12 protein-coding genes are annotated in these 14,909 nt (G+C 55.7%); all 12 read left to right on the forward strand.

Annotated elements, in window-relative coordinates; translation table 11 throughout:
* Positions 1-266: 266 nt before the first annotated feature.
* The 12 genes from AAC636_RS10890 (at position 267) to ffh (ending at position 14,904) form a co-directional block, all read left to right on the forward strand.
* Entirely contained in the window at positions 267-1,205 is a 939-nt protein-coding gene (locus AAC636_RS10890) for a hydrogen peroxide-inducible genes activator (protein ID WP_340259821.1), read from the forward strand.
* A gap of 119 nt (positions 1,206-1,324) precedes the next feature.
* Positions 1,325-1,591 (forward strand): hypothetical protein, encoded by a 267-nt coding sequence (locus AAC636_RS10895; RefSeq protein WP_340301519.1) that lies wholly within the window; start codon positions 1,325-1,327, stop codon positions 1,589-1,591.
* Positions 1,548-2,336, forward strand: a complete 789-nt coding sequence (locus AAC636_RS10900) for an Ldh family oxidoreductase (RefSeq protein ID WP_340301520.1) — start codon at positions 1,548-1,550, stop codon at positions 2,334-2,336. Before AAC636_RS10895 ends, AAC636_RS10900 begins: the two co-directional genes overlap by 44 nt.
* Positions 2,333-3,295: a LysR family transcriptional regulator gene (locus tag AAC636_RS10905; protein WP_340301521.1), complete on the forward strand. Its 963-nt coding sequence runs from the start codon at positions 2,333-2,335 to the stop codon at positions 3,293-3,295. Before AAC636_RS10900 ends, AAC636_RS10905 begins: the two co-directional genes overlap by 4 nt.
* A gap of 651 nt (positions 3,296-3,946) precedes the next feature.
* Positions 3,947-5,818, forward strand: a complete 1,872-nt coding sequence (gene acs, locus AAC636_RS10910) for an acetate--CoA ligase (RefSeq protein ID WP_445322574.1) — start codon at positions 3,947-3,949, stop codon at positions 5,816-5,818.
* A 17-nt stretch (positions 5,819-5,835) separates the two neighbouring features.
* Positions 5,836-6,522: an adenylate kinase gene (locus AAC636_RS10915; RefSeq protein ID WP_445322566.1), complete on the forward strand. Its 687-nt coding sequence runs from the start codon at positions 5,836-5,838 to the stop codon at positions 6,520-6,522.
* Between the two features lie 98 nt (positions 6,523-6,620).
* The gene (locus tag AAC636_RS10920) at positions 6,621-6,881 is read left to right on the forward strand and encodes a DUF4212 domain-containing protein (RefSeq protein ID WP_317655725.1); all 261 of its coding nucleotides are present in this window, start codon (positions 6,621-6,623) and stop codon (positions 6,879-6,881) included.
* 15 nt (positions 6,882-6,896) lie between these two features.
* A complete protein-coding gene (locus AAC636_RS10925; RefSeq protein WP_340301524.1) occupies positions 6,897-8,666 on the forward strand; it encodes a sodium:solute symporter family protein in 1,770 nt (589 codons plus the stop codon).
* Positions 8,667-8,786: 120 nt separating this feature from the next.
* The gene (locus AAC636_RS10930) at positions 8,787-10,601 is read left to right on the forward strand and encodes a DUF294 nucleotidyltransferase-like domain-containing protein (protein ID WP_340301525.1); all 1,815 of its coding nucleotides are present in this window, start codon (positions 8,787-8,789) and stop codon (positions 10,599-10,601) included.
* Positions 10,602-10,654: 53 nt separating this feature from the next.
* Positions 10,655-11,182 (forward strand): hypothetical protein, encoded by a 528-nt coding sequence (locus tag AAC636_RS10935; RefSeq protein ID WP_340301526.1) that lies wholly within the window; start codon positions 10,655-10,657, stop codon positions 11,180-11,182.
* Positions 11,183-11,221: 39 nt separating this feature from the next.
* A complete protein-coding gene (locus tag AAC636_RS10940; protein ID WP_340301527.1) occupies positions 11,222-13,210 on the forward strand; it encodes a 3'-5' exonuclease in 1,989 nt (662 codons plus the stop codon).
* Between the two features lie 200 nt (positions 13,211-13,410).
* Positions 13,411-14,904, forward strand: a complete 1,494-nt coding sequence (gene ffh, locus AAC636_RS10945; RefSeq protein WP_317655730.1) for a signal recognition particle protein — start codon at positions 13,411-13,413, stop codon at positions 14,902-14,904.
* The last annotated feature ends 5 nt before the right edge of the window (positions 14,905-14,909 follow it).

Here is a 14,909-nt window from a genome sequence, read left to right on the forward strand (position 1 = left end):
CTTTTAAGGAGAAATCGGGTGTCCCTCAGGGGTGACGGCAGGATCCCGTTAGGACACCCGAAACGCTTTGCCCATCTCAAACCACTGGAAGGGACTAACAACCAGAGACTTGGGCCTTGCGTGTAAATGGCCTTTGCGCGCGTGGCTTCGCATCGGCCCAATCAGGTTTGCGCCTGATCATGACCAAGATTTAGGGTCACCCTTGCTGAAAGAAAATATTGCATTACAACATATTTTGATAGGAAAAAACTAACGAAGCATCTGCCATGCCAATTCCAAAAATTCCGCTTACCTTGCGCCAACTTCGGTACTTGGTCGCGATTGAGGAAACGGGCCATTTCCGCCTAGCGGCAGAATCCTGTGGGATATCGCAACCCTCGCTCTCGGTGCAGATCAAAACCCTGGAGGAGGCATTATCCCTGACCCTGATTGAACGGGGGCGCGGGCCTGTAAAATTGACCCTAGCGGGACGCGAAGTTGTGGCGCGCGCGCGCGATATTTTGGACGCGACTCAAGCGATTGTTGATCTATCCGCAACCTTGCAAACGGGCCTCGCGGGCACATTGCGCCTTGGCACGTCCACCACGCTGGGGCCTTATCTGATGCCACATATCGTGGGCGATTTGCATCGCTCCCACCCTGATCTGCGCCTATATGTGCGCGAGGCGGCCCCACATGACCTTGCCCGTCAAATCAGCGAAGGGGGCCATGATCTGATCCTGACGCAATTGCCAATCCCTGGCGCGTCTTTGGTCACGGAGCGGTTGTTCCGAGAGCCCTTGGTCGTGGCAATCTCAGCCGATCATCCGCTCGCGCAGCGCAGCCAAATTGAACCGCAAGACCTCAGCGGCGAAACAATCCTGTCACTGTCGCCGAATTATGCGCTGCATGATCAGATATCTGCACTTTGTGTTGAAACAGGGGCGACATTGTCGCGCGAATATGAGGGCACATCGCTTGATGCCCTGCGCCAGATGGTTGCAATGGGGATGGGGGCCACGTTTTTGCCTGCGCTTTATGTGCGTTCTGAAATATTGGGGCGCGCGCAGGATGTTGCGGTAAGGCCTTTTAAGGGCAAGCGTTTTTCGCGCTCTATTGGGCTTGTATGGCGCTCAACCTCAGGGGCCAGCACTGCGCATCGGCAATTGGCCGATGTGATCCGCGGCTATGCGCGTCAATTGCCCGAACTGATCATCGAGGGCTAGGCGCGCCCCAATATCGCACCGCTTTTGCCGCGCTTGCGCCCTTCTGCCGCCGTTCTTGAGTGAAACAATCTGTCCCATAGAGACTCAATGTTGAGCCGCAGTGTAGAAGGCGACAGAGTATGAATGGGCAGCAAGACGAAAACAATCAACGGCTAAGCCTTGCCGATTTAGAGGCGCTGAGTTTTGACAGCCTCAGCAGATTGTCGGCCAAAACACATCAAGCCAAACCTCTTGCACGCCGCATCGCCCGCGCCGAAGCCGAGGGACGCGCCCGCGCAGGCCTTCGCTATTTATTGCATTGCCTTGAGGATCTGGCGCTTGGTCGCTGTGATGGGGGGGGCGATGCCGAAATTGCAGCCCAGACAAGGCGTGCGGTTACATTGTGACATCGCCAACGGCTTTTTGCCCGCAGCCTTTGATCTGGCCCTGCCCGAGTTTCTGCAGATCGCCGAGGCGGAAGGCACGGCCTGTTTGGCCTTTGCCAATGGTCATAGCCCAGGATTTCTGCCGCAGATGGCCGAAGACGTTGCGCGGCGCGGCTATGTGAGCTTGGCGCTATCGACCGACACGGCATGCATCAGCACAAACCCGCCTTTGCCCCCGACTTTGGGGGATAATCCAATGGCACTGGCAGTCCCTGACAAGCGCGGACAGGGTGTGTTGATTTTTGAACAAGGCCAAGCCGCGATATCGCGCGACACTGTGTTTGATCACATCAAATCAAGAACCACGCTGCCGCCCCACCTTGCGCTTGATGACCACGGGCGCGCCACGCAAAATCCCCGCGCGGCGATTGAGGGCAGCATCTTGCCTGTTCAGGGCAGCTACGGGTTCAATATTGCGGTAATGGTCGAAATTCTCGTGCTCAGCCTTGTTGGGGCGGGGGCCTCGGCCATGATCAGTGACCCTGATGATCGAAGCAGCGGGCCGCTGCGCATGGGGCATTGTCTTTTTGCCATCAAGCCGCAATCATACGGGCAGGTATCGGCGCTTGAGCAATTCGCCCAAGCCCTTCTCGCCGATGCCCCCAATAGGTTGCAGGCGCTTTCGCGTAGGCAAAAATTTGAAACCGCGCTGACAGAAGGGGTCGCTGTGCCTCAGGCGCTATTGGAACGGATCATCGCCGCATGACGCGACCCGATCTTAAGGGGATCAGCCTCAAGAGCCTTGAGACCTTCGAGGTAATGGCGCGCACGGGATCGCTGTCCGATGCGGCAGAGGAAATGGGTCTATCCGTGCCCGCCGCCTCGCAACAACTGCGCAATTTATCTTTGGCGGTGGGGGTTGAATTGATTGACACCCGCAGGCGGCCTATTGGCCTGACACCTGCGGGGCGGTTGTTCCTAAAACGGGTGCAAGTGGCGCTTGGCGCGCTGCGTGCAGGGCAAAAAGATCTCAGCCGCCTAAACCTATCGGGCATATCCGCCCTTGGTCTTGGGGTTATTGATGATTTTGAGAATGATCTAACCCCACAATTGGCCGCACGTTTGGCCGAGACGCTCAGCGATTGTAAATTCCGCCTACAAACTGGGGCGAGCCACATCTTGCTCAATATGTTGGCCAAGCGGAACCTTGATATGATCATTTGCGCCGCACCGCAGACCGCGCCCGCAGATATCGTGGCGCACCCGATTGTGCAGGATCCCTATATTTTGGCCCTCCCAAAAGGATATGCCTTTGAGGGAAGGTTCGAAGACTTGGGCGGGCTTGCTTTTTTGGGGCGCGACCCTGCGCAGGTCATGGCGCAGCATATTGATGAGTATCTTCAGATGCATGATATGCAGGTTAGTCGCAGATTTGAGATCGACTCGAACCAATCCATTTCGGCCCTCGTGGCGGCAGGGCTTGGCTTCACCATCACAACGCCCCTGAGCCTGATGCGGGGCGAGCGATTTGCGGATGGGATTGACACCTACCCCTTGCCCTCACCCGCGCAACCGCGCCAGATCATGCTCTATTGCAGTGATGACTGGACGGGCGCCATTCCCAGTGAAATGGCGAACCTGATCCGCGATCTTTCACAAAAGCTGTTCATCGCGCCAGCCCTGCAAAGGATGCCTTGGCTGGGGGCGGATTTCCGCCTTCTTTAGCGCCCTTAATTTCGGGTGACTCGCGCGCGGTTTTGGCCCTCCATCAACCGATAATCAGGAAAAACACCACATGTTGGGGTTGCGCCGCAGCGCAGAATTTAGCGCTAACTCTCTAAAAGCGCACAAATACAACCTATGGTTTAAATTTGCCCGCCACCAAACTAGGTATGTTTTCCGAGGAAATTTTCGAAAATTGTTAATAAATTTACAAATTCCGCAACGCAGTGTAAATTTGTTACACAGAAATCGCGGAAATCAGGATGTATTCCTTCTGAAGCCAAAAACTTGGTGTAAACTGTTTGTGATTGATAGCGGTGTGCGTGATCGGGAAATCAGGCCAAGAATGGGGCCACTGTCGACTTTGCGAAACCGCCCAATGGAGGGGGTAAGGACGCAAAATTTGGGGATCGGGGAGGATCTGTTTTAGTCATCACATGAGCTGCGTTTGTGTCGTTTGTTTACGTTGAACAGGCACGAACCGCCATATTTCCACGAAGGGATCGGGGTGAGCGACACCCAAGCTGCGGCGCGGCACCCTTTGTCAAACGACATCCGCGCCGCCACCTTTGAGGGAGAACTACATTGCCAACGACTTCGAAATTCCCTGACCTTCTTGCTGGCGCGCATATTGACGCGGATAAGTACACAGCAATGTATGAGGCCTCCATTTCCGATCCCGAGGCGTTTTGGGGCGAACAAGGCAAGCGCCTTGATTGGATCAAGCCCTACACCAAGGTCAAAAACACCTCCTTTGCCTATGATAATGTAGATATCCGTTGGTATGAGGACGGCACGCTGAACGTAGCGGCAAACTGCATTGATCGCCATTTGGCAACGCGCGGCGATCAGACCGCGATTTTGTTTGAACCAGACGATCCCAACGAAGCCGCGCAGCATATCACCTACGCACAGCTTGGCGATGAAGTGGGCCGTTTTGCCAACACCCTGAAATCATTGGGCGTTAAGCGCGGTGATCGTGTTGTTCTCTATTTGCCTATGATCCCCGAGGCAGCCTATGCCATGCTTGCGTGCGCGCGCATCGGCGCGATCCACTCCGTGGTCTTCGCGGGCTTCTCGCCTGACGCATTGGCAAATCGGATCAATGACTCGGAAGCACGGGTTGTCATCACTTCGGACGGCGCTCCCCGCGGCGGTCGTGTGACCGATCTGAAATCTAACGTGGATAAGGCGTTTTTGCATTGTGATGACAATGTGAAATGCTTGGTCGTGAAGCGCACAGGTCAAGATGTAACTTGGACCGATGGTCGCGATATCTGGTATCATGACGCCTCTGCGGGCCAATCCACCGCCTGCCCTGCGGAAGAAATGAACGCTGAAGATCCGCTGTTCATTCTTTACACCTCGGGCTCAACGGGAAAGCCGAAGGGCGTTGTTCATACGTCAGGTGGCTATCTGACTTATGCTGCGATGACGCATCAATACACATTCGACTATCATGATGGCGATGTGTTCTGGTGCACTGCCGATGTGGGTTGGGTGACAGGCCACAGCTATATCATCTACGGCCCGCTTGCGAATGGCGCGACAACCTTGATGTTTGAAGGCGTGCCAACCTATCCAGACGCGGGCCGTTTCTGGGCTGTTTGTGAAAAGCACAAAGTGAACCAATTCTACACCGCCCCTACAGCCATTCGTTTGCTGATGGGTCAGGGTAATGAATTCGTGACCAAATACGATCTCTCTAGCCTCAAGCTTTTGGGGTCGGTGGGCGAGCCTATCAACCCAGAAGCATGGAATTGGTATAGTGACGTTGTTGGCAAGGGGAACTGCCCCATTGTTGACACATGGTGGCAGACCGAAACGGGCGGCCATTTGATTACGCCTCTGCCAGGTGCAACCAAACTCAAGCCGGGCTCAGCGACAAATCCATTCTTCGGCGTTCAGCCCGTGCTGTTGGATGCGACCACTGGTCAAGAAATCCACGAAACCGCCGCAGAAGGCGTTTTGTGTATCAAAGACAGCTGGCCTGGTCAGATGCGCACTCTGTGGGGTGATCCTGATCGCTTTGTGCAGGCTTATTTCAGTGACTACAAAGGCTATTACTTCACAGGGGACGGATGCCGCCGTGACGAAGATGGCTATTACTGGATCACGGGCCGCGTGGATGATGTGATCAACGTGTCGGGCCACCGCATGGGCACAGCCGAGGTTGAATCGGCGCTTGTGGCACATGAAAAAGTATCAGAGGCCGCAGTGGTGGGCTTCCCCCATGATCTCAAAGGTCAGGGGATCTACTGCTACGTCACGTTGATGGCGGGTGAAGAGCCCTCCGAAGAATTGCGGGCAGAATTGACCAATTGGGTGCGTAAAGAGATCGGCCCAATTGCAAAACCAGACGCGCTGCAATTTGCACCTGGCCTGCCAAAAACGCGGTCGGGGAAAATCATGCGCCGCATTTTGCGTAAGATTGCCGAAAACGATTTCGGCAGCCTTGGCGACACATCGACCTTGGCAGATCCAAGCGTGGTGGATGACCTCATCGCCAATCGCATCGTTAAGTAACGCGTGGAATTCAGTAAATGACGGCAGTTACGATGACACGACCAGTTAACTTAATCCTTCTCGGGCCTCCGGGCGCTGGGAAGGGCACCCAAGCCCGCATGCTAGAAGAGGCATTCGGGCTTGTGCAGCTGTCCACTGGTGACTTGCTGCGTGGCGCAGTCAATGCAGGCACACCCGCAGGCTTGACCGCGAAATCGGTTATGGAAAAGGGCGAGTTGGTCTCGGATGAGATTGTGCTCGCCGTTCTCGAAGAACGCCTTCAGCAGCCCGATGTGGCCGCAGGCACAATTCTGGATGGTTTCCCCCGCACCGCCGCGCAAGCCGAGGCACTTGATGGCCTTTTGGCGGCACGGAACCAGCTGATTGACGCTGTCATCAGCCTTGAGGTGGATGATGAAGCGATGGTGGCCCGCGTATCGGGTCGCTATACCTGCGCCGATTGTGGCGAAGGATATCATGACGAATTCAAGCAACCCGCAACAGAGGGTGTTTGTGACAAATGTCAGGGCAGCTCGTTTAAGCGCCGCCCTGATGATAATGCCGAAACAGTGCGCACGCGCCTGTCGGCATATCATGCCCAAACGGCCCCCCTTATCGAGTATTACAATGCCCGCGGCACGCTTAGCAAAGTCGCGGCTATGGGGGCTATTGACGATATTGCCAAGGCACTTGGCAATATCGTGTCCCACCTCACTGGGGCGTAATTGGGCAAAAGAATTCTGTCGGCGCCTTAGGAGGAGGCGGCGTCAGATGTCACCGTTGGGGCAGTGCCTCACTGGTTAGAAACCGAAGGGAGATATCAATGGCCGAAAAGGCAAATAACTCTGAATACTGGGCCGCGAACATCCGCTTGGTCACCCTATGCTTGGTGATCTGGGCGCTGTGTTCCTATGGCTTTGCTATTCTTTTCCGCCCGATGCTTAGCGGCATCGCGGTGGGTGGCACAGATCTGGGCTTCTGGTTTGCTCAGCAAGGTTCAATCCTCGTATTCCTTGTTCTGATTTTCTTCTACGCAGCGCGTATGAACAAATTAGACAAAGAATATGGCGTGGACGAAGAGTAAGGGACGGGCCAGATTATGGAACAAACAACACTCAATATTATCGTTGTGGGGCTGTCGTTTGCGCTCTACTTCGGTATCGCAATTTGGGCCCGCGCGGGCTCCACATCTGAATTCTACGCCGCTGGGCGTGGTGTTCCGCCTGTCTTGAACGGTATGGCAACTGCAGCTGACTGGATGTCGGCGGCCTCCTTCATCTCAATGGCAGGTCTTATCGCATTCGTAGGCTATAACAACTCGACCTTCCTCATGGGCTGGACGGGCGGTTACGTGCTTATGGCGATGCTTCTTGCACCCTATTTGCGCAAATTTGGCAAGTATACGGTTCCTGAGTTCGTAGGCGACCGTTTCTACAGCCAAACTGCACGCGTTGTGGCCGTAGCCTCACTGATTGTGATGTCCGTGACTTACGTTATCGGTCAGATGACTGGTGCTGGCGTGGCCTTCTCTCGCTTCCTCGAAGTTGACAAAACAACGGGTCTCTACATTGCCTCCGCAACCGTTTTCGTTTACGCGGTTTTAGGTGGCATGAAGGGCATCACCTATACGCAGGTGGCGCAGTATTGTGTTCTGATCACTGCGTATACGATCCCTGCTGTGTTCATCTCACTGCAACTGACAGGTAACCCAATCCCAAGCCTCGGCCTCTTCTCCGAGCACACCGCCTCTGGCCAGCCTCTGCTGACCACATTGGACGGCTTGCTGACGGATCTGGGCTTCAATGCTTACACCACAGGCTCTAGCCCATGGTTGATGGCCTTGTTTACCTTGTCTCTAATGATTGGTACCGCGGGTCTGCCCCACGTGATCATTCGCTTCTTCACCGTTCCCAAAGTGTCAGACGCACGTTGGTCTGCTGGCTGGGCACTGGTGTTCATCGCGCTGCTTTACCTAACCGCTCCTGCGGTGGGTGCTATGGCTCGTTTGAACATCATGACCACCATGTGGCCAAATGGCGTTGAAGGTGAGCCTGTTGCACAAGCTGATCTGCCTGATTGGTTCAACACTTGGTCGGTGACTGGCCTTCTGGCTGTTGAAGACAAGAACGGCGATGGCCTGATCCAGTACTACAATGAAAATAACGCTGGTATGGCTGAAATGGCAGCTGAGCGTGGTTGGGCAGGAAACGAGCTTGTCACGTTCAACCGTGACATCCTCGTTTTGGCAAACCCAGAAATCGCACAGCTTCCAGGTTGGGTTATCGCTCTGATCGCGGCAGGTGGTCTGGCAGCGGCTCTGTCCACTGCGGCGGGTCTTCTGTTGGCGATCTCCTCTTCCATCAGCCACGATTTGATCAAGTCGGTGATCAATCCTGACATCTCGGAGAGAGGCGAGCTTCTGGCCGCACGCATCTCGATGGCAGGCGCGATTGCTTTGGCAACCTATCTTGGTCTGAACCCTCCAGGCTTTGCGGCGCAAACCGTGGCTCTGGCATTCGGTCTGGCAGCAGCTTCGCTGTTCCCAACACTGATGATGGGTATCTTCTCCAAGCGCATGAACTCCGCAGGTGCAACAGCAGGTATGCTTGCAGGTTTGATTTCAACCTGTCTCTACCTGTTCACATTCTTGGGTTGGTTCTTCATCCCAGGCACCAACATGCTGGATAACACTGCAGCGAACTACCTGTTCGGCATCCCACCAACCCATTTCGGGCCAGTGGGCGCATTGCTGAACTTTGCAGTTGCATTCGCAGTAGCCCGCGTGACAGCAGAGCCTCCGCAGGAGATCCAAGACCTCGTGGAATCCGTACGTATCCCACGTGGCGCAGGTGCAGCCATCAACAAGTGATCCTTTGATCACTTAGGGGCTACCCCTTAAGAAAAATGGGCGCATTCCGATCAATCGGGATGCGCCTTTTTCATAAATAGTCTAGGCTGAGCCAGACCGACCAAACAGACCCAGATCCAGATGCCAAAAGAAATCCTGACACTTCTGTCACAAACGCACCCCTATGACAGCTTACCGCATGATTATCTGGCGGAACTGGCAGGGCAGGTGAACCGCTCCATGGCGAAAGCGGGCGCTGTGATTTATCACGCGGGCGCGCCGCTTGAGGCGCTTTACCTCATCGTGTCAGGGCAGGTTGATATCACCGAACCCAATGGTGAACTGGTCTCGATCCTCGGCCCAAAAAACTCCTTCGGAGAGCGTGGCTTGATGCGCGATGGTATTGCGCCTGTCACCGCAACCGCGGTGAAACCAACCGAACTTTTGGAAGTCAAGGCGCCACTTTTCCATAAATTGGTGAAAGAGCACCCCGCCTTTCTAGATTTCTTTGACCGCACCCGCCCAGCCCGCGCCAAGCGCAGTGCGTTGTCGACGCAAACCTTGGGCGATTTAATGACGCGCAATCCTCTGACCTGCACAGCGCAAGACAGCTTGCTGAGCGCCGCGAAAAAGATGCGGGATCACCGCGTCTCTTGCTTGCTTGTCACCTCCGAAACGGGGGCGCTGCAAGGGATCATCACCACACGCGACTTAACCAATCGCGCGATGGCGGCGGGGCTGCCATCAGACACGGCCGTGGCTGAAGTGATGACGCGCGACCCCAAGACCTTGCCCGCCTCCGCCCTTGTGGCTGATGCGCTGCATTTGATGGTCGAGCATGGGTTTACCCATATGCCCGTCATGGATCGCGGGCAGCCCGAAGGCATATTAAGCCAGACCGATATGATGCGCTTTCAGGCGACCAGTTCCGCCTCAATCATCATGGATATCGCCTATGCCGCAAATAGCGCAGAAATTGCCAAATATGTAAAAGGCATCCCTGCCCTTTTGATGCAATTGGTTGGGGCAAATAATGATCATCAGGTGGTCACACGCCTGATCACCGATATCGGTGATGCCGCGACCCGGCGGTTGCTAAAACTTGCCGAAGACCATCTTGGGCCGCCGCCTGTGCCCTATCTGTGGCTGGCCTGTGGCAGCCAAGGTCGGCAAGAACAAACGGGCTTGTCCGACCAAGACAATTGCCTGATCATAGACGATGCCATGCGCCCAGAAGACGACGCGTATTTCGCCGCTTTGGCAAAATTCGTCTCGGATGGTTTAGATGAGGCAGGCTATTTCTACTGCCCAGGTGATATGATGGCGACCGCCGCGCGTTGGCGGCAACCCTTACGCGTTTGGCGAAACTATTTCTCGAAATGGATTAACAAACCTGACACCGAGGCGCAGATGTTGGCGTCGGTGATGTTTGACCTACGGCCCATTGGCGGCACGATGGCCCTATTTGACGATCTTCACGCCTCGACCCTTGCAGAGGCTTCGGAAAATTCGATTTTTGTGGCTCATATGATTTCTAATTCGCTCAAGCATACGCCCCCGCTTGGTCTCTTTCGGGGCTTTGCCACTGTTCGGTCGGGCGAGCATAAAGATCGCATTGATCTCAAGCATAACGGCGTTGTGCCCGTGGTGGATTTGGGGCGCATCTATGCGCTGAAAGGACAGTTGAACGAAGTAAACACCCGCGCGCGCTTGGTTGCCGCAATTGACGGAGGTGCGGTTTCTGCCTCGGGCGGACGGGATTTATTGGATGCCTATGACATGATCGCGGAAGCGCGGCTTGCGCATCAAACGCGCCAAATCCGCAATGGCCACGCGCCCGATAATTTCATGGCACCTGCTTATTTATCCGATTTTGATCGAAGTCATCTCCGCGATGCCTTCGTTGTGATTAAAACAATGCAATCGGCAATCGGACAGCGGAGCGGGTTTTTATAACCCCCACGCCTGTTTTTGGTTGCCACGAAAAGAGAAAGACCAACGAAATGCAAATGTTCCTCGTCCTTATTGCGGCACTGTCCTCGGCCTTTGCAGGGGCAGGCATCGCCTATGGCCTGCGCCGCCTGATAGGAGAGCGGATACCAAAATGGTTCGTGCCTGCAGGCGCGGGGCTGGCGATGATCCTGACCACAATATCCCTCGAATATTCATGGGCGCGCGGCGTCATGGCCACCCTGCCCACAGACGCTGTAATGATCGCCACGCGCGAACAGCGCGCTGTTTGGCAGCCGTGGACATATGTGAAGCCATGGATCAAAGGCTTTGTCGCGGTTACCCCGTCAGAGACTATCGAAACAGTCGAAGGCTCGGGCCAATGGGTTGTGCAAACGCGCCTGCATGAGCGGTGGCAGCCCGCGATCATCAAACCCATCTTGGTGGATTGCACCACCCCCGCCCGCGCAGAGATTTTTCCAACCACCAGTTTTGATGCTGATGGCCGCGCCGAGAATGCCGATTGGTTAGCGGTTTCCGCGGATGATCCGTTGATTGCCGTGGTCTGCCCAACTCTGGGCGACTAGGCCGCGTCACCGCTGCGGGAGGAGGAGGCCCGCACGCACATGTTCACCCATCTTAGTTTGCGTTTGCGCATCTTTTTGTTCTTTGCGCTCTTGGCCCTTGGGGGCGCGGCCCTGCTGACCGCGGGTCTGGTGATTGGGTATGTTCGTTTGGGCGAGGATCACGCGCTATCGGCCTTTATCACCGCAGGGGCGGTTGGGGCATTTGCAATTATCGGCCTGTCTGCTTGGGTTTGGACGAAGTTCGATGAGTATGTCGCCCGCCCCCTTGAGGCATTGGCCGCGGATATGCGCGCCCGCGCCCATGCCGATGTGGATGATGAAATCAATCCAAACTATGCGCGATATTTGGGTGATTTAGCCCCTGCTGCTGCGGCTGTTGCCGCGCATTTGACCGAAACGCGCAACGCAATGGCATTGGCCGTGGGGCGTGAAACAGCACGGCTTGGCCTTGAGAAGCAGCGCCTTGAAACCTTACTAGCCGAAATTCCCGATGGGGTCGTGTTCTGCACGCCTGACCATAAAATCGCGCTTTACAATGGCAAGATGCGGGACCTCTTCAATGATGATGAGGGGTTGGGTCTGAACCGCCCCCTTGATCAGCTTTTGCGCATGGCCCCCTTGCGCGAGGCTTATGGCAGGCTGTTGCGCGCACAGAGCGCCAAGGGCACGGATATTTTGGTAACAACCCGCCACGATGCCCGCCTTTTCGAGGCACGGATGCGCTTATTCTGGCTCGAAGGTCAGGAAACAGCCGATCCTGCCTATCTCTTGTGCTTGCAGGACCGATCCAAGGATTTGGCACTGCATGGCATGCGCGAGGCCCTGTTTGCCGATTTAATTGAGGCCGTGGATGCTGTTTTGCCAGACCTGCCCCAAGGGACGCCGCGTGCGCAGTTGGAAAAGACGTTACGCGATGTGCAAAAAGAAAAAGCCAAAACCGATACAGCATGGTGGCCCCTTGAGCAGCTTGACCTATCCGATATTGCAATCGCGCTTGCCACGCGCTTGGCGCAAAAGGATATCCAACTGCAGTATGACGCGCTGCCTGACCTGCGACTGCGCGCCGATGGCTTTGCCATCAGCCGCTTGTTAGAGCGCCTGACGCTGTCGTGGATTGGCGCGGGGGCGTCTGACATTCGACTTTCGGCCCGACTAACAGAGGGAGAGGCCATTCTTGACCTGCAGGGAGATGCAAAGGCCCCTGACGCGGCACGGCTCAATGATTGGTTAGACAGCCCCCTGATCACGGGCCATTCACGCTTTGCGGGGGCCGATGTTTTGCGCAGCCACGGCGCCAAGATCGAAACCACAGATCAACGGATCAGCCTGTCCCTAGCCGCCGCCCCCGAAGCGCTACAAACGCCGCGCGTGATCCAATATGATTTTGACCTGTTGCAAACCGCACTGCCTGCTAAGCTGTCACAGGCCCCGCTGAAAAACTTGTCTTTCGTGGTGTTCGATACAGAAACCACCGGGCTGAACCCGCAAGTCGATGAAATCTGTCAGATCGCCGCGATGCGGATTGTAAACGGCAAATTGGTCGAGAGCGAACGCTTTGACACATTGGTCAACCCTGCGCGCAAAATCCCTGCGGCCTCAACAGCGGTGCATCACATCACCAATGAGATGGTGGCAGACGCCCCATCGGTTGTTGATGCCTTATCGCGGTTTCATCGCTTTGCCGATGGCGCGGTTCTGGTGGCCCATAATGCCCCCTTTGACATGGCTTTTCTACAGCGCCGCGAAGCGGCCATTGGCGCGCGTTTTGATCAGCCGATCTTGGACACTGTTCTGTGTTCGGCCATCCTTTTTGGTCAGTCTGCGGAACACACATTGGACGCGCTATGTGACCGCCTCAGCATCCGCATACCCGACAATGCCCGTCATACCGCACTTGGCGACACATTGGGAACGGCGCGGGCCTTTGTGAAGATGTTGCCCATGCTTGAGGCGACAGATATTCAAAATTTAGGGCAGTTGATCACGGCCTTTGATCGTCATGCGCGGCTCTTGCGCCATTTGAACTAAGGCGCGAAGGCTTGACATTCCCCTCTTCGCGCGCTTAAGAGCAGTGCAACTTCCAGCAAGCTTTGGCTTTCTGGTCTTAGGACATGTCCAAGATCGCCCCTCGTCAGCGAGTTTCGCCCACGGGGGCCTTGGTGCATTGCAATGCGGTGGCCTGATGCACAGATCACCAGAGAGATGACGCGACAAAGGGGCCTTGGCCAATGTTTGAAACACTTTCAGAACGCCTCTCCTCGGTCTTTGAGGGGCTGACAAAGCAAGGCGCTTTGTCTGCTGATGATGTGAAAACAGCCCTGCGCGAAGTGCGGGTGGCTTTGCTTGAGGCAGATGTTTCTTTGCCCGTGGCGCGGGAATTTATTCGCGCGGTCGAGAAAAAGGCCACAGGCGCTGCGGTGACAAAATCGGTGACCCCGGGTCAACAGGTCGTCAAAATTGTGCATGATGAATTGATCGCCACCCTTCAGGGCGAAGGCGAGATTGGCGCACTGAAAATCGACAACCCGCCTGCACCCATCCTGATGGTGGGTCTGCAAGGCTCAGGGAAAACCACAACAACCGCGAAACTGGCCAAGCGCCTGAAGGAGCGCGAAGGCAAGCGCGTGTTGATGGCATCCCTTGACACAAACCGCCCTGCCGCGATGGAGCAGTTGGCCATCCTTGGCCAACAAATTGGCGTGGATACCCTGCCCATCATCCAAGGTGAAAACCCTGAGACGATTGCAAAGCGCGCCAAAACCCAAGCGGGGCTTGGTGGCTATGATGTCTATATCCTCGACACCGCAGGGCGCTTGCATATTGATCAAGACCTGATCGCGCAGGCCGCAGCCGTGCGTGACATTGCCAACCCACGCGAGACACTCTTGGTCGTGGATGGCCTCACGGGCCAAGATGCGGTGAATGTTGCGCAGGAATTTGACGATAAAATTGGCGTTTCTGGCATCGTTTTAACTCGTATGGATGGCGATGGTCGCGGCGGCGCGGCACTGTCGATGCGCGCCGTCACGGGCAAACCGATCCGCTTTGTGGGGTTGGGTGAAAAGCTCGAGGCGCTTGAGACATTCGAAGCACAGCGTGTCGCTGGCCGCATCTTAGGCATGGGCGATATCGTGGCCCTTGTTGAAAAAGCCCAAGAAACCCTCGAGGCTGAACAGGCCGAGCGCATGATGAAGCGCTTCCAAAAAGGTCAGTTCAACATGAACGACCTTAAAGGCCAGTTAGAGCAGATGCTGAAAATGGGCGGGATGCAGGGCATGATGTCGATGATGCCGGGCATGGCCAAGATGCAAAAGCAGCTTGATGATGCAGGGCTTGATGACAAGGTGATCAAACGCCAGATCGCGCTGATCCAATCCATGACAAAGCGGGAAAGGGCCAACCCTGACCTTTTGCAGGCAAGCCGCAAAAAGCGCATTGCCGCAGGCGCAGGGCAAGATGTCTCTGACCTGAACAAGCTTTTGAAAATGCACCGCCAAATGGCCGATGCGATGAAGAAGCTGGGAAAAATGGGCAAAGGAGGAATGCTCAAGCAGGGCCTTGGCGCATTAATGGGCAAAGGCGCACCCAAAGATTTGGCGGGCATGGATCCTTCAGCAATGGATCCCAAAGCGATGGAGGCCGCAGCCCGCAAGATGGGGCTTGGCGGCTTGGGTGGCGGCGGTGGTCTGCCGCCCCTGACGGGCTTTGGCAAAAAGAAATAAAGGGA

This window comes from Roseobacter sp. HKCCD5988, assembly GCF_037830355.1.
GTDB lineage: Bacteria > Pseudomonadota > Alphaproteobacteria > Rhodobacterales > Rhodobacteraceae > M30B80.